The 16,843-nt window shown below is 71.8% G+C and carries 19 protein-coding genes; 9 read left to right on the forward strand and 10 right to left on the reverse strand.

What is annotated here, in order from left to right; translation table 11 throughout:
* Positions 1-11: 11 nt before the first annotated feature.
* The 3 genes from BLW76_RS45035 to BLW76_RS45045 all read left to right on the forward strand — a co-directional run bounded on the left by BLW76_RS45035 (position 12) and on the right by BLW76_RS45045 (position 1,767).
* Entirely contained in the window at positions 12-941 is a 930-nt protein-coding gene (locus BLW76_RS45035; RefSeq protein WP_091318557.1) for an o-succinylbenzoate synthase, read from the forward strand.
* A 77-nt stretch (positions 942-1,018) separates the two neighbouring features.
* Positions 1,019-1,234: a PspC domain-containing protein gene (locus BLW76_RS45040; RefSeq protein ID WP_091318559.1), complete on the forward strand. Its 216-nt coding sequence runs from the start codon at positions 1,019-1,021 to the stop codon at positions 1,232-1,234.
* A gap of 212 nt (positions 1,235-1,446) precedes the next feature.
* Positions 1,447-1,767, forward strand: a complete 321-nt coding sequence (locus BLW76_RS45045) for a hypothetical protein (RefSeq protein WP_091318560.1) — start codon at positions 1,447-1,449, stop codon at positions 1,765-1,767.
* Between the two features lie 47 nt (positions 1,768-1,814).
* Here BLW76_RS45045 and groL read toward each other — a convergent pair whose 3' ends face one another.
* From groL to BLW76_RS45070, 5 genes are all read right to left on the reverse strand, one after another.
* Positions 1,815-3,443: a chaperonin GroEL gene (gene groL / locus BLW76_RS45050; protein WP_086857657.1), complete on the reverse strand. Its 1,629-nt coding sequence runs from the start codon at positions 3,441-3,443 to the stop codon at positions 1,815-1,817.
* Between the two features lie 304 nt (positions 3,444-3,747).
* Positions 3,748-5,238, reverse strand: coding sequence for a serine/threonine-protein kinase (locus BLW76_RS45055; RefSeq protein WP_208613506.1), 1,491 nt, complete (start codon positions 5,236-5,238; stop codon positions 3,748-3,750).
* A 64-nt stretch (positions 5,239-5,302) separates the two neighbouring features.
* Entirely contained in the window at positions 5,303-5,509 is a 207-nt protein-coding gene (locus BLW76_RS45060) for a cold-shock protein (RefSeq protein WP_003085446.1), read from the reverse strand.
* A gap of 112 nt (positions 5,510-5,621) precedes the next feature.
* Complete coding sequence (locus tag BLW76_RS45065) at positions 5,622-6,245, reverse strand: AIM24 family protein (RefSeq protein ID WP_091318563.1); 624 nt, start codon at positions 6,243-6,245, stop codon at positions 5,622-5,624.
* Positions 6,245-6,922 carry a TIGR00266 family protein gene (locus BLW76_RS45070; RefSeq protein WP_091318565.1) on the reverse strand — a complete coding sequence of 226 codons (678 nt, stop codon included), beginning with the start codon at positions 6,920-6,922 and terminating at the stop codon, positions 6,245-6,247. Before BLW76_RS45070 ends, BLW76_RS45065 begins: the two co-directional genes overlap by 1 nt.
* 72 nt (positions 6,923-6,994) lie before the next feature.
* On the opposite strand from BLW76_RS45070, the gene moeA reads away from it, so the two are divergent.
* Positions 6,995-8,188, forward strand: a complete 1,194-nt coding sequence (gene moeA / locus BLW76_RS45075) for a molybdopterin molybdotransferase MoeA (RefSeq protein WP_091318567.1) — start codon at positions 6,995-6,997, stop codon at positions 8,186-8,188.
* Here moeA and BLW76_RS45080 read toward each other — a convergent pair.
* Entirely contained in the window at positions 8,185-9,453 is a 1,269-nt protein-coding gene (locus tag BLW76_RS45080) for an MFS transporter (RefSeq protein WP_425266049.1), read from the reverse strand. The genes moeA and BLW76_RS45080 overlap by 4 nt on opposite strands.
* Positions 9,450-10,010, reverse strand: coding sequence for an ArsR/SmtB family transcription factor (locus BLW76_RS45085; RefSeq protein WP_091318568.1), 561 nt, complete (start codon positions 10,008-10,010; stop codon positions 9,450-9,452). Before BLW76_RS45085 ends, BLW76_RS45080 begins: the two co-directional genes overlap by 4 nt.
* A gap of 72 nt (positions 10,011-10,082) precedes the next feature.
* On the opposite strand from BLW76_RS45085, the gene BLW76_RS45090 reads away from it, so the two are divergent.
* Positions 10,083-10,367 (forward strand): GlsB/YeaQ/YmgE family stress response membrane protein, encoded by a 285-nt coding sequence (locus BLW76_RS45090; RefSeq protein ID WP_091318570.1) that lies wholly within the window; start codon positions 10,083-10,085, stop codon positions 10,365-10,367.
* 39 nt (positions 10,368-10,406) lie between these two features.
* Here BLW76_RS45090 and BLW76_RS45095 read toward each other — a convergent pair whose 3' ends face one another.
* Positions 10,407-10,628: a hypothetical protein gene (locus BLW76_RS45095; protein WP_091318572.1), complete on the reverse strand. Its 222-nt coding sequence runs from the start codon at positions 10,626-10,628 to the stop codon at positions 10,407-10,409.
* Between the two features lie 247 nt (positions 10,629-10,875).
* Between BLW76_RS45095 and BLW76_RS45100 the strand changes: the two genes are divergently transcribed.
* The 3 genes from BLW76_RS45100 (at position 10,876) to BLW76_RS45110 (ending at position 15,025) form a co-directional block, all read left to right on the forward strand.
* On the forward strand, positions 10,876-11,598 hold the full coding sequence (locus BLW76_RS45100) for a phosphatidylserine decarboxylase (protein WP_091318574.1): 723 nt from the start codon (positions 10,876-10,878) through the stop codon (positions 11,596-11,598).
* Between the two features lie 3 nt (positions 11,599-11,601).
* Positions 11,602-12,546, forward strand: coding sequence for a CDP-diacylglycerol--serine O-phosphatidyltransferase (pssA, locus tag BLW76_RS45105; RefSeq protein WP_091318576.1), 945 nt, complete (start codon positions 11,602-11,604; stop codon positions 12,544-12,546).
* 214 nt (positions 12,547-12,760) lie between these two features.
* Positions 12,761-15,025, forward strand: coding sequence for an AAA family ATPase (locus tag BLW76_RS45110; RefSeq protein ID WP_091320672.1), 2,265 nt, complete (start codon positions 12,761-12,763; stop codon positions 15,023-15,025).
* Positions 15,026-15,071: 46 nt separating this feature from the next.
* On the opposite strand, the gene BLW76_RS45115 is transcribed toward BLW76_RS45110, so the two are convergent.
* Together BLW76_RS45115 and BLW76_RS45120 are read right to left on the reverse strand one after the other, a co-directional pair.
* The gene (locus tag BLW76_RS45115) at positions 15,072-15,701 is read right to left on the reverse strand and encodes a LytR C-terminal domain-containing protein (RefSeq protein WP_244170620.1); all 630 of its coding nucleotides are present in this window, start codon (positions 15,699-15,701) and stop codon (positions 15,072-15,074) included.
* The gene (locus BLW76_RS45120) at positions 15,698-16,006 is read right to left on the reverse strand and encodes a DUF3263 domain-containing protein (RefSeq protein ID WP_091318578.1); all 309 of its coding nucleotides are present in this window, start codon (positions 16,004-16,006) and stop codon (positions 15,698-15,700) included. Before BLW76_RS45120 ends, BLW76_RS45115 begins: the two co-directional genes overlap by 4 nt.
* A 155-nt stretch (positions 16,007-16,161) precedes the next feature.
* On the opposite strand from BLW76_RS45120, the gene BLW76_RS45125 reads away from it, so the two are divergent.
* The gene (locus tag BLW76_RS45125; RefSeq protein ID WP_091318580.1) at positions 16,162-16,740 is read left to right on the forward strand and encodes a peptide deformylase; all 579 of its coding nucleotides are present in this window, start codon (positions 16,162-16,164) and stop codon (positions 16,738-16,740) included.
* Positions 16,741-16,843: the final 103 nt, after the last annotated feature.

The following is a 16,843-nucleotide window of genomic DNA, read 5'->3' on the forward strand; positions in this document are numbered from 1 at the left end:
GATCGGCGTCGATGAAGGTCTACGCGATCCCCCTGCGCACCCGGTTCCGCGGCATCACCGTCCGTGAGGGCGTGCTGCTGCGCGGCCCGGCGGGCTGGGGCGAGTTCTGCCCGTTCGCCGACTACTCCGACGCCGAGAGCGTGCCGTGGCTGCGGGCGGCGCTCGAAGCGGCCGAAGCCGGCTGGCCCGCGCCGGTCCGCGACCGGGTCGAGGTGAACACGACCGTGCCGGTCGTGGCGCCGGAGCGGGCGTACGAGCTGGTCCGCGCGGCCGGCTGCCGGACGGCGAAGGTCAAGGTCGCCGACCCGCGGGTCTCCCTGGCCGACGACTGCGCGCGGGTGGCGGCGGTCCGCGACGCGCTCGGCCCCGGCGGCGCGATCCGCGTCGACGCCAACATGGCGTGGGACGTCGACACGGCCGTCCGCGCGATCGCGGACCTCGACAAGGCGGCGGGCGAGCTGGAGTACGTGGAGCAGCCCTGCCCGTCGATCGAGGACCTGGCCGCGGTGCGGCGCCGGGTCGACGTCCGGATCGCCGCCGACGAGTCGATCCGCCGGGCGGAGGACCCGCTGAAGGTGGCGGTCGCCGGCGCGGCGGACATCGCGGTCCTGAAGGTCTCCCCGCTCGGCGGCGTGCGGCGTGCACTGGAGGTCGCCGAAGCGTGCGGGCTGCCGTGCGTGGTCTCGTCGGCGGTGGAGACGAGCGTGGGCCTGGCGGCGGGCCTGGCACTGGCCGGGGCGCTCCCGGAGCTGGAGTTCGCTTGTGGACTGGGCACGATTTCGTTGCTGAAAGGGGACGTCTGCGCGGACTCACTGTCCCCTGTGGACGGTCACCTGCCGGTGCCGCGGCAGGCGCCGGAACCCACGGACGCGTACCCGGCGCCGCCCGAGGTCGCGGCCGCGTGGGCAGACCGGCTGAGCCGGGTGCGCGCGCTGTCCTGACCCCGAGGGCAAGTTCAGGGTCGGGGTCCGGGCCGTTCCCGATGTGGGCGGGGGTGCCCGGGAGACACCATTGAGCCATGACGAACAGCGTGTACACCCCGGAAACCAAGAAGCTCCGCCGCAGCCGCACCGACAAGATGCTCACCGGCGTCTGCGGCGGCTGGGCCAATTACCTCGGCGTCGATGCCACCGTCCTGCGGCTCGGCATGGTCGCCGCCGTGTTCCTTTCGGTCGGGATCGCCATTCCGGTCTACGTCGCCGCCGCGATTCTGACGCCCGAAGAGGACTCCTGAACGCGGGCGGGCTCCGGCTCGCAGGGGGAGCCGGGGCCCGCCGGAGGCCGGGGGTGCGCTGAAAGCTCGGGGGAACGCCGTCGTCGGGGGACGCGGCGGAGCACGAACGGCCCGGACGCCAGGGGACGTCCGGGCCGTTCGGCCGTGGCCGTTGGGCCGCCCGGACCAAAATCACACCGCGAATCCCGTTCGAGGGGTTAGGGTTCGCGCTCGTGGATCACGGAAACACCGCCCCCAAGGTCGTCGTCGGGATCTTGGGCGGGCTGTACCTGATCGCCGGGCTGGGGTTGACCGCGTTCGCCGCCTACGCCGTGCTGTCCGGCGGCGACACCAGTGGCGTGCGAGCCGGCCGGATCGTGCTCTACACCGCCGCGGCGGTGGCCATCTGGGTGCTGCTCACCGGGATCGGCGCGATCGTCGTCGGGCTCGAAGCGGACGACAAGAGCACCGCCTGGCTCGGGGGTCTCGGCGTGCTCGCGCTCGGCGTCGTGATCGTCGGCGCCTACGCTGTCTGGTTCTTCACGAAACCATAGAAAAAGCCCGGCCCGCCGAAGCGGACCGGGCTCTTTTCGAGCGTGGCTCAGAAGTCCATGCCACCCATGCCACCGGACGGGTCGGCGGGAGCGGCCGAAGCCTTCTCCGGCTTGTCCGCCACGACGGCCTCGGTGGTCAGGAACAGCGCCGCGATGGAAGCGGCGTTCTGCAGCGCGGAGCGGGTGACCTTCGTCGGGTCCGGCACGCCGGCGGCGAGCAGGTCCTCGTAGACACCCGTGGCGGCGTTGAGGCCGTGACCCTGCGGCAGGCCCTTGACCTTCTCCACCACGACGCCGCCCTCGAGGCCGGCGTTGATCGCGATCTGCTTGAGCGGGGCCTCGACGGCCACCTTGACGATGTTGGCACCAGTGGCCTCGTCGCCCTCGAGCTTCAGGCCCGCGAACGCGGCTTCGGCAGCCTGGATCAGGGCCACGCCACCACCGGCGACGATGCCCTCTTCCACGGCGGCCTTCGCGTTGCGCACCGCGTCCTCGATGCGGTGCTTGCGCTCCTTGAGCTCGACCTCGGTCGCGGCGCCGGCCTTGATGACGGCCACGCCGCCGGCCAGCTTCGCGAGCCGCTCCTGCAGCTTCTCGCGGTCGTAGTCCGAGTCCGAGTTCTCGATCTCGGCGCGGATCTGGTTGACGCGACCCTGGATCTGGTCGGCGTCGCCCGCACCCTCGACGATGGTCGTCTCGTCCTTGGTGATGACGGCCTTGCGGGCCTTGCCCAGCAGGGACAGGTCCGCGTTCTCCAGCTTGAGGCCGACGTCCTCGGAGATGACCTGGCCACCGGTCAGGATCGCGATGTCCTGCAGGATCGCCTTGCGGCGGTCACCGAAGCCCGGGGCCTTGACGGCGACGGACTTGAAGGTGCCGCGCATCTTGTTGACGATCAGGGTGGCCAGCGCCTCGCCCTCGACGTCCTCGGCGATGATCAGCAGCGGCTTGCCGGACTGGATGACCTTCTCCAGCAGCGGCAGCACGTCCTTGACGGTGGAGATCTTGGAGCCGAAGAGGAGGATGTACGGGTCCTCGAGCTCGGCTTCCTGACGCTCCGGGTCGGTCACGAAGTAACCGGAGATGTAGCCCTTGTCGAAGCGCATGCCCTCGGTGAGCTCGAGCTCGAGGCCGAAGGTGTTGCTCTCCTCGACGGTGACGACGCCTTCCTTGCCGACCTTGTCCAGCGCCTCGGCGATCAGCTCGCCGATCGTGCGGTCGGCGGCCGAGATCGAGGCGGTAGCAGCGATCTGCTCCTTGGTCTCGATCTGCACGGCGGCCTTGTGCAGCTGCTCGGTGACGGCCTCGACGGCCGCCTCGATGCCACGCTTCAGGCTGATCGGGTCGGCGCCGGCGGCGACGTTGCGCAGGCCCTCGCGCACGAGCGCCTGGGCGAGCACGGTGGCGGTGGTGGTGCCGTCACCCGCGACGTCGTCGGTCTTCTTGGCAACTTCCTTGACGAGCTCGGCCCCGATCTTCTCCCACGGGTCCTCGAGCTCGATCTCCTTGGCGATGGAGACACCGTCGTTGGTGATGGTCGGCGCGCCCCACTTCTTTTCGAGCACGACGTTCCGGCCCCGCGGGCCGAGGGTCACCTTGACGGCTTCGGCGAGGGTGTTCAAGCCGCGCTCGAGACCGCGGCGGGCGTCCTCGTCGAACGCGATCAGTTTGGCCATTGCGGTGTGGTCCTCCGGTATTGGGCGCCACCGCCGCGCTGGTCCACAGCGGCGGCAGCAGGACTCTTCCTCGGCCAGGCTCGGTGCCCGCGACGGACGACTGGACCCGGGTGGGGGTCAGCCTCACCGTCCCGACCTTTGGCACTCGACGGCGTCGAGTGCCAAGTTCGTGTTTAGCACTCTCGGGGGGAGAGTGCAAGAAGCCCAGCTCAGCGTCGCACGTTCTCGCGAACCGGATGTCATGAACGACTCGTTCGTGACATCAGACGTCATGAACGACTCTTTCATGACATCCGGAGGCGGCTCAGTTACCCGGCTTGATGGAGATCGACGTCGGGGGCGCGTTGAGCGACGAAGGCGCGTTGCTCGGGGAGCCGCCGCCCGGGCCGACCGGGATGTTGGGGGCGGTCGTCTGGGTGCCACCACCACCGCCCTTGTCGTCGCCGAACAGGAAGATCGCGCCCACGACCAGGCCCGCCACCACGACGAGGCCGAGCACGATGAAGATCCACTTCTTGCCGCCGCCGCTCTTCGGCTGCTGGAACGCACCCGCGCCACCGGCGGGCATGGGCGGACGCAGCCGCATCGGGTCCTGGCCGTAGCCCGGCGGGGGCATGCCCGGCATGCCCTGCTGCTGTTGCTGCGGGTAGCCGTACCCCGGCGGCGGGCCCTGCGGCGGCATGCCCTGCGGCATCCCGGGCGGCGGGCCCTGCGGCGCGCCCTGCTGGGGGTAGCCGTAGCCGGGCGGCGGGCCCTGGGGCGGCGGGCCCTGCGGTCCGGGGCCCTGGCCGAAGCCGGGCTGCTGCTGTCCTCCGTACGGGTGCACGGGGGCCCCCTCTCCCTGCGGTGCGCTGTTCTGGTGCGGCCCCTGTTGTACCTGACCAGGCCGGTGCGGCGCGGGGATTCCGCCCGAATGGGACCCCGGCGGGCCCGGCGGGGTGTCCGACGTCGCCAGCGGGCCGAGCGCGCGGCGCGCGGCCGCGACCATCTCGACGCAGCTGGGGTAGCGGTCCGCGGGGTTCTTCGCCATCCCCTTCCGGATCACCTCGTCGATCGACGGCGGCAGCGCGACGGCGCGGGAGATCGCCGGCGGCTCGCCGTTGAGGTGGCCCTTGATCACCGTCGGGACGTCGCCCTTGAACGGCGGGCTGCCGGTGAGGCAGGCGTAGAGGACGCAGGTCAGCGCGTACTGGTCGGTGCGCCCGTCCAGCGGCTCCCCGCGCAGGTGCTCGGGGGCGGCGTACGTGGGCGAGCCGAGGAAGTCGCCGCCGCGGGTCCGGTGCCCGGTCGCGCCGCGCCGGGTCAGCCCGAAGTCGGCGACGTAGACGTGCTCGCGCGAGGTCTCCTTCTTCGTCACGAGCACGTTCGCCGGCTTGACGTCGAGGTGGACCAGACCACGGTTGTGCAGCGTGTCGAGGGCGTCCGCGACCTGGTCGAGCATCGTCAGGGCGCGCGCGGGCGCGATCGGTCCCCCCGAGATCAACCCGGCGAGATCGCCGCCGTCGACCATGCGCATGGCGATGTAGAGCATGCCGTCGAGCTCGCCGAAGTCGTACAGCGGCACGACGTTGGCGTGGTCGATCGCCGAGGTGTTGCGCGCCTCGTCGACGAACCGCTCGCGGAACTCGGCGTCGGCCCCGAGGTGGTCACCGATGACCTTCAGGGCCACCTTGCGGCCGAGCCGCACGTCCGTGGCCTTGTAGGTCACGCTCATGCCGCCCTTGCCGAGCACCCCGTCGATGCGGTAGTTGCCCAGCCGGCGACCGGTGAGGTCCCCCGACACATCGCCTGTCACGCCCGAAGCCTAACGCCCCTGGTTCGGCGCCTGCCGGGGGTTCGCCGATCACCCGACAGGCGTGTTACGAAACCTTGCGCACGTCGGCTGCCTGGCTACGGCCGTCCCGACCGGACTGCACTTCGAACTCGACGCGGTCGCCTTCGTCCAGAGTGCGGAATCCTTCGGACTGGATGGCCGAATAGTGGACGAACACGTCCGGCCCCTCCGTGGATTCGATGAACCCGTAGCCCTTTTCCGAGTTGAACCATTTGACGGTGCCGACAGCCACGGCGCCCTCCCTCAGCACAAAGGATCCGCTGGCCCGAGCGGAGGCCAGCGGCGGAAGTGCCAATCACGCTACCGGAATTATTCCCCTCGGCAATGGGCAATTCGTCCGAAGATCACGAACCCGAAAGGCGTCTGTTCCGCGCGTGCACGAGCACCGTCCCGGGACCCGCGAAGTCGACCGCGAGCCCTTCGCCGGTGCGCAGCGACTGCGCGCCGCCCGGATCGAGGGCCCGCAACCGGCACTGCACGGTGTCCGGGTAGGCCAGCAGGTAGTCCGGCCGGACCGTGACCAACTCGCCCTTGCCGAGCTCGAACGCGTCCACCGGGCCGGGCGCGGCCAGCACGAGCGGCCCGGTCCCGCTGTAGTGCTCGAGAAACCCCGAATCGGCGCCGAAGAGCTGCTGCAGCGGCACCCAGCCGGTGTCGTGGCGGACCGACGCGGGCTGCACGAGCACCGCGTCCCGGTGGACCGACCAGCCCGTGCCGCCGCCGACGTCGAGCGGGTAGACGTCGCCGGGGCGCAGCGGGGCGAAGTCGATCCAGCCGCCGTCGGACGGCGCCGTGTAGACGGCCGTCGTGCTCTTGCCCGCGCGGACGCCACCGCGGCCGGCCGGCGTCTCGGCGACGCCGAACCGGCTGGCGAGCAGGGTTTCCGGCGCGGCGCGCACGGCCTCGCCCGGGTCCAGCAGGACGCGGGCGACGCCGAAGCCGGGGGTGTGCCGGGTCTGGACGCGCATCAGCGTGACGGAACGTGGGAGACGATCCAGCTGATCAGCGCGGACGGGTTGCGCGTCTGCGTCATGATCTGGCCGGGGCCGACGAAGTCGAAGACGAGCCCTTCGCCGCTCTTCATCGACTGGATGATGCCGGTCGCGACCTTCCGGATCTGGTACTGCACGGTGTCGGCGTACGCGACGACGTGCCCGGTGTCGATGGTCACCATCTCGCCCTGCTGCAGCGTGATGGTCTCGACCGCGCCGTAGCAGGACACGAGCAGCTGGCCCTGGCCGGTGGCGTGGGTCAGGAAGCCGCCCTCGCCGCCCATCAGGTTCTTCATCCCGCCCCACTTGGTCTCGGTCTGCACGCCGTGCGACGACGCGAGCCAGCAGCCGCGGGTGACGGCCCAGCCGGTGCGGCCGTCGAGGGTGAGCACCTGGATGTCGCCGGGCAGGTTGGCGGCGACGTCGACCCAGCCGCCGTTCTGCGGCGCGGTGAAGGTGGAGATGAAGAAGGACTCGCCGGAGAGGAAGGCGCGGCCGAGGCCCTTCATGATCCCGCCCTGTGCCTGCGACTGCACCTGCACGCCGTAGCTGGTGGCCATCATCGCGCCGGACTCGACCTGGCACGGCTCGCCGGGCGCCAGCATCAGCCGGGCGACGGCGAACGAAGGCTGTTGACGGATTCCGACCTGCATGAGCTCTCCCCTGGGCGTGCCTGTGACGGGGCAGAGTCTTGCACGCCGGATGAACACGGGGAGGATGGTCCGGTGATCTCCGTCGACGACTACCGCGACCGCGTCGCCGCGCTCCTCGGCACGGCCCCCGCGACCACGCTGCCCCTCGCCGCCGCGACCGGGCTCGTCCTGGCCGAAGACGTGCGCGCCGGCGTCTCGCTGCCGCCCTTCGACAACTCCGCGATGGACGGCTACGCGGTCCGCGCCGCCGACGTCACGACCGCGCCCGTGACGCTGCCGGTCGCCGACGACATCCCGGCCGGGCGGGTCGACGTCCGGCCCCTCGAGCCGGGCACCGCGCACCGGATCATGACCGGCGCGCCGCTGCCGCCGGGCGCGGACGCCGTCGTGATGGTCGAGGACACCGACGGCGGCACGGCGCAGGTGACCATTTCCGCTCCCGCCCGCGAGGGTGCGCACATCCGGCGCACCGGCGAGGACGTCGTCCACGGTGATGTCGCACTGCACGCCGGAACTGTGCTGGGCCACTCGCAGCTGGGCCTCGCCGCCGCGGTCGGGCTCGCGGAGGTGCGGGTGCACCGGCCGCTGCGGGTGGTGGTGGCCTCAACCGGCACCGAGCTGATCGACGCGCCCGCCCCGCTGCGCCACGGCCAGATCTACGAGTCCAACAGCGTGATGCTCGCCGCGGCGATCCGCGGCCTCGGCTGCGAGGTCGACGTCGTCCGCAGCGTCGTCGACGACGTCGAGGAGTTCCGCAAGGTCATCGAGCCGAAGCTGGCCGGCGCCGACCTGCTGGTCACGTCCGGCGGCGTCAGCGCAGGCGCGTACGAAGTGGTGAAGGACGCGCTGACCGGCCAGGGCGTCGAGTTCGCGAAGATCGCGATGCAGCCGGGCGGGCCGCAGGGCAGCGGGCGCTGGCAGGGCGTGCCCGTGGTGGCGCTGCCCGGCAACCCGGTCAGCGTGCTCGTGTCGTTCGAGGCGTTCCTGCGCCCGGCGCTGCTGACAGCCATGGGTCACACCGACGTCTCCCGGCGGCGGGTGCGGGCCCGGCTGACCGAGGCGATGACCTCGCCCGCCGGACGCCGCCAGTACCGCCGGGGCGTGTTCACCCCGTCCGAGCGCGAGGTCACCGGGATCGTCGGGCCGCGCGGCGGGCCGGGCTCGCACCTGCTGGCCGCGTTCACCCAGGCCAACTGCCTGATCGTGCTGCCGGAGGACGTCACGTCGGCAGCGGTTGGGGAAGAGGTGGACGTCCTGCTGCTCTAAGCGGCACTTTCACGTGAAAGTGCCGCCCCCAGGTGGGCACTTTCACGTGAAAGTGCCCTCGGGAAGTCCCGCAGCTTCGCCAGCGGGGCGAGCATCGGCAGGGCCGCGACCAGCACCCCGGCGGCCACCCAGAGCGTCGCGCGGACGCCGATCGCTTCGCCCAGCACGCCGCTGAGCACCCCGGCCAGCGGAATGGTGCCGTAGTTCACGAGCGAAGCGCTGGAGCTGATCCGGCCGTACAGCTCGGGCGGGCAGTACTGCTGCCGGAACGTCGTGGTCAGCACGTTGGAGGCGACGACACCGGTGCAGACGCCGAACACCGCGAGGACGGACAGGGAAAGGCCCCAGCCGGGGCTGCTGAGCGGCCCGAGGAACAGCATCGGCGCCGCGAACACCTCGCAGAGCAGGAACGCGCGCGCGGTGCCGAAGCGCGCGCCGAGCCGCCCGGCCAGCATCGCGCCGAGCACCCCGCCGGAGGCGGCGAGCGCCATGACCAGGCCGACCACGCCGGGGCTCGCGCCGAGCGTGCGGGACAGGAACACGACCTGGATCGAGCTGTACCCGGTGAGCGCGAGGTTCGACACGGCGCCGAAGGTCATCAGCGTCCGGAGGTAGCGGTCCCGGGTCACGAACCGCAGCCCCTCGGCGATCTGGCTGCGCAACGGCGTCCTGGCCGCGGCCACCACGGTCTCGCGCACGCGGATCGCCCGCACGCACAGCACGGAGACCCCGAAGCTGACCGCGTCCACCAGGATGCCGCTGACCGGGCCGAAGGCCTGCGCCAGCAGCCCGGCCAGGCCGGGGCCGGCGACCTGCGTCGCGGATTCGCTGCCGTCCAGCTTCGCGTTGCCTTCGAGCAGGTCGTCCGCGCCGACCAGCGTCGGGAGGTAGGCCCGGTAAGCGAGGCTGAAGAACACCTTGGCGACCCCGCCGAGCAGGGCCGCGACCAGCAGGTACGGCATCGTCAGCGCGCCGAAGGCCGCGACCACCGGGACGCTGCCGAACACCGCCATCGACACCGTGTTGCAAGTCAGCATGACCGCGCGCTTCGGCAGCCGGTCGACCCAGGCACCCGCCGGCAGGCCGATCACCAGCCACGGCAGCCAGGCCACCGCCGTCAGCAGCCCGACACCGAACGTGCTCGCCTGCAGCGTGATGACCGCGACCAGCGGCAACGCCGTCGTCGCCACCATGCTGCCGAGCATGCTCGTGGTCTCGCCGGTCCAGAGCAGCCGGAAGTCCCTGTTCCCCCAGAGCCCCTTCACGGCTTGCCCAGCGACGTCCGCGCGGCGAAGAAGACCGGGCGGCGCTCGACGCCGTCACCCGGCTCGGTGCGGTCCTCGAACTCGGCCAGAAGCAGCAGAATCCGCTCGTTCAGCTCTTCGAGCTCGGCGGCGGACAGGCGCATCCAGGTGTCCGTGCTGAACGCCACGCCCCGCCACTCCGGCGGATAGGTGTCGCGGGTCGCGAGCCACTCGCGCGCGATCGCCATCTGGTGGTCGAGGGTCAGTACCTCCGCGGCGTCGGCGACGGGATCGTCGGGGAAGTCCGCGGACGCCCACCGCAGTGTCTTCACGGAACGCTTCCACCAGCGTTCCCGCTGGTCGCGCGCCAGCTCGGGCGCCACTTCGACCAGCTTGGCCGCGGCCAGCACCTTCATGTGGTGGCTGATGTTGCCCACCGCCTGGTCGGTCTTCGCGGCCAGCATCGACGCCGTCGCCGGTCCGTCCAGGTGGAGCAGTTCCATCAGCCGTCGCCGGAGCGGGTGCGAAACCGCGGCCAGCACCTTCGAATCCCGGATGTCACGGACGTCATCTGCCATAACGCACAAGAGTAGTTGTACAAGAGTTCTTGTGCAATGGCACTTGTGCAACTGCTCACGTAAGCTTCGGCCATGGGTTTCGTCGCATGGGTGATCTTCGGCGCGATCGTCGGCTGGATCGCGAACCTGGTCGTCGGCGGGCGGGCCCGGCAGCGCCTGGGTTGCCTGGTCAGCGTGCTCGTCGGGGTCGTCGGCGCGGCACTGGGCGGGCTGCTCTACCGGCTCGCGACCGGCCAGGCGAGGACGTTCGACTTCGACTTCCCCAGCTTCGGCGTGGCCATCCTCGGCGCGGTCGTGCTGCTGGCGATCCTGCGGCTGGCGAGCGGTCTGACCCGGCGTCCGAGTGACCGTTGGTAACTTTTGCCGGACGAACCGTGATCAACGGGCCTTCGGACGCTAGACTGCTTCCTCACGCGCATCTCCCGGTGGCCGGGTGCGTGCGCCGTCGGGGGGCGGATGCACCCGGCCCCGTTCCTTCGCCTTCCTCGCCTCGATGACGACGTCGACCGCGCGCACCGGGTCGACGAGCGACGGCACGGGTACCTCGTCGATCTCCCGACGCCACGCGCCCAAGAGGTCGCGAAGGCGGGCTTCGGCGGGATCGCGGCGGTCGCTCATCGGTCCTCACAGGTCAGGCGGGGCAGCGCCCCGAACGGCGGCAACTACTTAGAGTCATCGGCGAAATCGACCTTGCGTTACGACGCGGCGATCATTCCCACCCGCCGCGGTGACCCCCTCCCGGAGGAGTCCGGCAGGGGCGCTCGGAGGCGCTCACCTGGGGCAGCGGTAGCGTGGGGGCGCCCGTACGCGGCCGCCGGACACGGCGCCGATCCGTTCTTCCGACACGAAACCAGGGGACCCGACCATGAGCGGCACCCGGCCGGAGCCCGCCGGCAACCCAGTCGCGCACGCCCTCCAGCTCGCCCGCGAGACGCTGCCGCCGATGCACCCCGCCGGTCGCCCGTTCGTGGCGGGCGGGGTCGCCGCGACGCTGCTCGCGCGCCGGTTCTCCAAGCGCCTCGGGCTCGTCGGCGCGCTGGCGACCGTGGCGACCGCCGCGTTCTTCCGCGAGCCGAAGCGGGTCCCGCCGCCGCGTGACGGCGTCGCGCTCGCCTCGGCCGACGGTCTCGTGTCGCTGATCGAGGAGGCCGTCCCGCCCGCCGAGCTCGGCCTGCCTGCCGAGCCGCGGATGCGCGTCTCGGTGTTCCTCTCGGTGTTCGACGTGCACGTCCAGCGCGTGCCGGCGAACGGCGTGATCGAGCGGGTCGCCTACCGGCCGGGCAAGTTCCTGTCCGCGGACCTGGACAAGGCGAGCGACGACAACGAGCGCAACTCCGTGCTCATGCGCACCGAAGACGGCCACGAGCTCGTCGTCGTGCAGATCGCCGGCCTGGTCGCGCGCCGCATCCTCTGCGAGATCCGCGAGGGTGACAAGGTCAGCGCGGCTTCGACGTACGGCATCATCCGGTTCGGCTCGCGGGTCGACCTCTACCTCCCGCCGGGTTCGACGGTGCTGGTCGGCAAGGGCCAGCGCACCGTCGGCGGCGAGACCGTGATCGCCGAACTCCCCGCGCTCCCGAAGGGCTGATCGATGGTCCGCGTGACCACCCCGGGCGTCCGGCTGCTGCCGAACGCCATCACCGTGCTGGCGCTGTGCGCGGGCCTGTCGGCCGTGCAGTTCGCGCTGACCAAGAACTACGGGATGGCGATCGCCTCGATCGGCATCGCGGCGGTGCTCGACAGCCTCGACGGCCGCATCGCGCGGCTCTTGGACGCGACGTCGAAGATGGGCGCGGAGCTCGACTCGCTGTCCGACGGCATCTCGTTCGGCGTCGCGCCGGCGCTCGTGATCTACGTCTGGCAGACGGGCGCGGACCGGATCGGCTGGGTGGCGTCGCTGATCTTCGCCGTCTGCATGATCCTGCGGCTGGCGCGGTTCAACACGCTGCTGGACGACACGGAGCAGCCGCCGTACGCGAGCGAGTTCTTCGTCGGCGTCCCGGCGCCCGCGGGCGGCCTGCTGGGCATGCTGCCGCTGGTGGCGTACCTGCAGTGGGGCGAGGGCTGGTGGTCGTCGCAGTACGTCGTGTGGGCGTGGACGGTCGCCATCGCGGCCCTGCTGATCAGCCGTATCCCGACGCTGTCGCTGAAGACGGTCAAGGCGCCGCCGAAGGCGATCGCCCCGCTGCTGCTGGGCGTGGCGTTGCTGGCCGCGGCGATCATCCAGTTCCCGCTGGTCGCCCTGCTCGCGGCGATGGTGCTGTACCTGGCGCACATCCCGTACTCGGTCTACCGCCACCGCTGGCTGGCGGCCCACCCGGAGGCCTGGACGGTCCCGCCGCGCGAACGCCGCGCGATCCGCCGCGCCCGCTCCCCCCGCCGCCTCGGCCTGCGTCCCCCGCTGCGCCGCCGCGTCGCGGGCGCGGCCATGCGCGCGGTCCGCCTCCCCCGCGAAACGGCCCGCGTCCCACGCAGCACGTCGGAAAACGGCCAGCGCCGCCGCTCCTGGCGCCAGATCGGCCTCCGCCGCAAGTAACCGTGTCGTCCCTCCAATCACGCGAGTTGACCCTCCAATCACGCGAGTTGACCCTCCAATCACGCGAGTTACGCCTTCAATCACGCGAGATCCGGGCTTGATCACGCGAACTCCGTGATCGGAGGGTCGACACGCGTGATTGAGGGGTCGACTCGCGTGATTGGGAGGTCGACACGAGGCTCGCCGGGGGCGGCGGATCGCTAGGGTGAACGGCGTGAGCCACCCGCAGATCACGCTGACCGTCCGGCACACCCCGTCGGCGCTGGACACGCGCCGCGGCGTCGTCCGGCTGCACCCCGAAGTCCTCGACGCGCTGGGCCTGCGGGCCTGGGACGCCGTCCACCTCACCGGGGCGCGGGTCAGCGCCGCGCTCGCCGCGCCCGCCGACGAGACCGGGGTGCCCGGGGTCGTGCTCACCGACGACGTCACCATGTCGAACCTCGGCGTCACCGAGGGCTCGGAGGTCGTCGTCGCGCCCGCCGACGTCGCGGCCGCCAAGACCGTCACCGTCGCCGGGTCGCGGCTGGCCAGCGTCTCGGTCAGCCCGCACATGCTGCGGCTCGCCCTGATCGGCAAGGTGCTCACCGTCGGCGACGCCGTTTCGCTGCTGCCGCAGGACCTCGCGCCGTCGCCCGGGTCCGACCCGGCCGGGCTGCGCGGGCAGCTGTCCCGCGCGATCGGCGCGACCTGGACGAACGAGCTGCTCACCGTCACCGCCACCGAGCCTGCCGGCACCGTGGCCGTCGGACCGTCCACAGTGGTCACCTGGCGCGACGGCGCCCGCCCCGGCCCCGCCGAGCCTGCCGCGCCCCGGACGGCGACCGCGCTGGTCCGCGCCGAAGCCGTCACCGCGGCCGAGGAGTGGATCGACGCCGAGGTCGTCGAGGACGAAGTCACCGCGGAAGAAGAGCCGGCTGTCCCGCTGGCCGACCTCATCGGTGCCGAAACCGCCGCGCGCAAGCTCGCCGAGTGGTTCGACCTCGCCTTCCAGCGGCCCGAGCTGCTGGCCCGGCTCGGCGCGCCCGCCCACCTCGGCGTCCTGCTGTCCGGCCCCGAAGGCGTCGGCAAGGCGACGCTCGTGCGGTCGGTGGCCCATGAGGCGGACATCAAGATCATCCCGCTGGCCGCGCCGAACCTCGCGGTGCTGGACCCGAACGTCGCCGTCGCCCGGCTGCGCGAGGCCATCCGCTCCGCCGACGGCCCGTCGGTCCTGCTGCTCACCGACGTCGACGCGCTGCTGCCCGCGGCAACGCCCCCGCCGGTCGCCACGGTCGTGCTGGAGGAGCTGCGGGCGGCACTCAAGCGCGAGCGCTTCGCCGTCGTCGCGACGACGGCCCGCGCCGAATCGGCCGACCCGCGGCTACGCGCCGCGGACCTGCTGGACCGTGAGCTCGGCCTGGCCCTCCCGGACGCGAAGACCCGCCGCGAGCTGCTGAACGTCCTGCTCCGCGACGTCCCGCTCGACTCCGGCATCGACTGCGGCGTCCTCGCCGAGCGGACGCCGGGCTTCGTCGCCGCGGACCTCATCGCGCTGCGCCGGGACGCCGCTTTGCGAGCCGCGCTGCGCCAGCGCGACACCGACGAGCCGCGCATCTCGCAGCAGGACCTGCTGGCCGCGCTGGCCACCGTCCGGCCGGTCTCGATGTCCACTTCGGACAACCTGGCCACCGGCGGGCTGACGCTGGACGACGTCGGGAACATGGTCGACGTCAAGCAGTCCCTCACCGAGGCCGTGCTCTGGCCGCTGCGGTACCCGGACTCGTTCGCCCGGCTCGGCGTCGAACCGCCGCGCGGGGTGCTGCTGTACGGGCCGCCCGGCGGCGGCAAGACGTTCCTCGTGCGGGCGCTGGCCGGCACCGGCGCGCTGAACGTCTTCGCGGTCAAGGGCGCCGAGCTGATGGACAAGTGGGTCGGCGAGTCCGAACGCGCGGTGCGCGAGCTGTTCCGCCGGGCCGCGGAGGCCGCGCCCGCGCTGATCTTCCTGGACGAGATCGACGCGCTGGCCCCGCGCCGCGGCCAGTCGTCCGACTCCGGCGTCGCCGACCGCGTGGTCGCGGCCCTGCTCACCGAGCTCGACGGCGTCGAGCCGATGCGCGAGGTCGTCGTCCTCGGGGCGACGAACCGGCCGGAGCTGGTCGACCCGGCGCTGCTGCGGCCCGGACGGCTCGAGCGCCGCGTCTACGTGCCGCCGCCGGACGCCGAAGCGCGCGCGGCCATCCTCGCGGCCAGCTCGAAGAACACCCCGCTGGCCGAGGACGTCGACCTCGCCGCGGTGGCGTCCACTCTGGACGGTTACTCGGCGGCCGACTGCGCGGCCCTGATCCGCGAAGCGGCGCTGACCGCGATGCGCGAGTCCCTGGAGGCCCGCGAAGTCACCGCGGCACACCTGGAGACGGCCCGGAAGACGGTCCGGCCGAGCCTCGACCCGGCCCAGCTGGCCACGCTCGAGGCCTACGCGAAGACCCAGGCCGGCGAATGAAGAGGCGGCCGTCACCTCGGAAGGTGACGGCCGCCTCTCCCGGAACTCAGCTGCCCTTGTGGCCGCTCTGGTATTCCTTCGTCACGATGACGATCACGCCGGGGCTCGCGCTCTGGATGCCTTCGAAGCGCGGCTCGGCCTTGATGCCGAACTCCTGCGCGAGCTGCTTGGCCGCGGCTTCCTCGTCGGTGCCCGGGCGGTAGAACGCCGTGGTCGTCGGGATGATGCCCTGCGAGTAGTTGCTGACCTCGTTGACGTTCCAGCCGCTGCCGCGGAAGTCCTCGGCCGCACGGTCGGCCAGGCCCTTGATCGTCGAGTTGTTGAACACCCGGACGGTCACCCACTTGTTGGACGCCTGCTGGTCGCCACCCGGCTGGCCGGGCTGACCGGGGCCGGCCGACGTCGGCTGCCCGGACGGCGGCGTGCTCGGCGGCGGCGGGGTGGGCGAAGGCGGGGTCGTCGATGTCGACGGCGGTGTCGCCGAAGAAGACGAGTTCGACGACGGCGCCGAGGACGTGCCCGGCGACGTCGGCGTGCCGCTCGGCCCCGCTTCGTTCGACCCGTCACCCCCGCCGAGCGCGGTGATCCCGCCGATGACGGCGGCCACGATGGCCACGCCGACCAACGCGACGCCCGCGGCCTTCATCGGCCGGGACATTCCCGAAAACACACTCATTTCAGCTCGATCCCCAGTCGCCGGGCGCCTCGCTTGCGCTGGCGGGCGGCGCGGGTCTTGCGCAGCCGCTTCACCAGCATCGGGTCGGCTTCGATCGCCTCCGGCTTCTCCAGCAGCTTGTTGAGCAGCTGGTAGTAGCGCGTCGCAGACAAGTCGAAGCGTTCGCGGATGGCGTTCTCCTTCGCCCCGGCGTGTCGCCACCACTGGCGCTCGAAGGCGAGGATCTCGACCTCGCGTTCGGTCAGGCCGGGCACGGGCTTCGGCGGCGACGGCTGCGGCTCAGCCATCGACTCCGCGGCGACCATCCGAGTCCCTCTCAATCGGGCGTCATGGCGAATCAGACCTAGCTCCTCCGCGGGCGCCATTCAACCACGGAAGCCACCGCCGACGTGGGCATCGACGTCGGCGCGTCACGGTCTGATGCAGGTGTACCAGAGGGGTCCGACTAAACTGGCTCGCCGTGACCATCCACCCCATCGTGATCGCCGGCGAACCCGTGCTGCACCAGCCGACTCGGGAGATCACCGAGTACGACGAAAAGCTGCGCACGCTCGTCGACGACATGTTCGAGACGATGTACGCCGCCGAGGGCGTCGGCCTCGCGGCCAACCAGATCGGCCTCGACCTGCGGGTGTTCGTCTACGACTGCCCGGACGACGAAGGCGTGCGCCACAAGGGCGTCGTCGTCAACCCGAAGCTGGAGACGTCGGAGATCCCGGAGACCATGCCGGACCCGGACGACGACTGGGAGGGCTGCCTCTCGGCGCCCGGCGAGTCGTACCCGACGGGCCGCGCGAAGTGGGCGAAGGTCACCGGCTTCGACGTCGAGGGCAACCCGATCGAGGTCGAGGGCACCGGCTACTTCGCGCGCTGCCTGCAGCACGAGACCGACCACCTGGACGGGTACATCTACCTCGACCGCCTGGTCGGCCGCCACGCGCGCGCCGCGAAGAAGATGCTGAAGCACAACAAGTGGGGCGTCCCCGGCAACTCGTGGCTCCCGCCGCGCACCCCCGAGGACGACGGCGCCGTCATCTGACCGAGCGCCCCTCAACGGAGGCGCTCCGCGCCGCAGTGCCCGTCCAACGCACCCAATGTGGCGTTCGGTGCGTCCAGCGCACCGAACGCCACATTGGGGCGTT

Origin of the sequence: Amycolatopsis tolypomycina, assembly GCF_900105945.1 — a bacterium.
GTDB lineage: Bacteria > Actinomycetota > Actinomycetes > Mycobacteriales > Pseudonocardiaceae > Amycolatopsis > Amycolatopsis tolypomycina.

Excerpts from the sequence above, each read along its gene's own strand:
- pssA (WP_091318576.1), top strand. The coding sequence starts at position 11,602 with ATGGTCCGCGTGACCACCCCGGGCGTCCGGCTGCTGCCGAACGCCATC.
- BLW76_RS45065 (WP_091318563.1), bottom strand. The coding sequence starts at position 6,245 with ATGCGCGTCCAGACCCGGCACACCCCCGGCTTCGGCGTCGCCCGCGTC.
- BLW76_RS45035 (WP_091318557.1), top strand. The coding sequence starts at position 12 with ATGAAGGTCTACGCGATCCCCCTGCGCACCCGGTTCCGCGGCATCACC.
- BLW76_RS45115 (WP_244170620.1), bottom strand. The coding sequence starts at position 15,701 with ATGAGTGTGTTTTCGGGAATGTCCCGGCCGATGAAGGCCGCGGGCGTC.
- BLW76_RS45090 (WP_091318570.1), top strand. The coding sequence starts at position 10,083 with ATGGGTTTCGTCGCATGGGTGATCTTCGGCGCGATCGTCGGCTGGATC.
- BLW76_RS45070 (WP_091318565.1), bottom strand. The coding sequence starts at position 6,922 with ATGCAGGTCGGAATCCGTCAACAGCCTTCGTTCGCCGTCGCCCGGCTG.
- BLW76_RS45095 (WP_091318572.1), bottom strand. The coding sequence starts at position 10,628 with ATGAGCGACCGCCGCGATCCCGCCGAAGCCCGCCTTCGCGACCTCTTG.
- BLW76_RS45120 (WP_091318578.1), bottom strand. The coding sequence starts at position 16,006 with ATGGTCGCCGCGGAGTCGATGGCTGAGCCGCAGCCGTCGCCGCCGAAG.
- BLW76_RS45085 (WP_091318568.1), bottom strand. The coding sequence starts at position 10,010 with ATGGCAGATGACGTCCGTGACATCCGGGATTCGAAGGTGCTGGCCGCG.
- BLW76_RS45040 (WP_091318559.1), top strand. The coding sequence starts at position 1,019 with ATGACGAACAGCGTGTACACCCCGGAAACCAAGAAGCTCCGCCGCAGC.
- groL (WP_086857657.1), bottom strand. The coding sequence starts at position 3,443 with ATGGCCAAACTGATCGCGTTCGACGAGGACGCCCGCCGCGGTCTCGAG.
- BLW76_RS45100 (WP_091318574.1), top strand. The coding sequence starts at position 10,876 with ATGAGCGGCACCCGGCCGGAGCCCGCCGGCAACCCAGTCGCGCACGCC.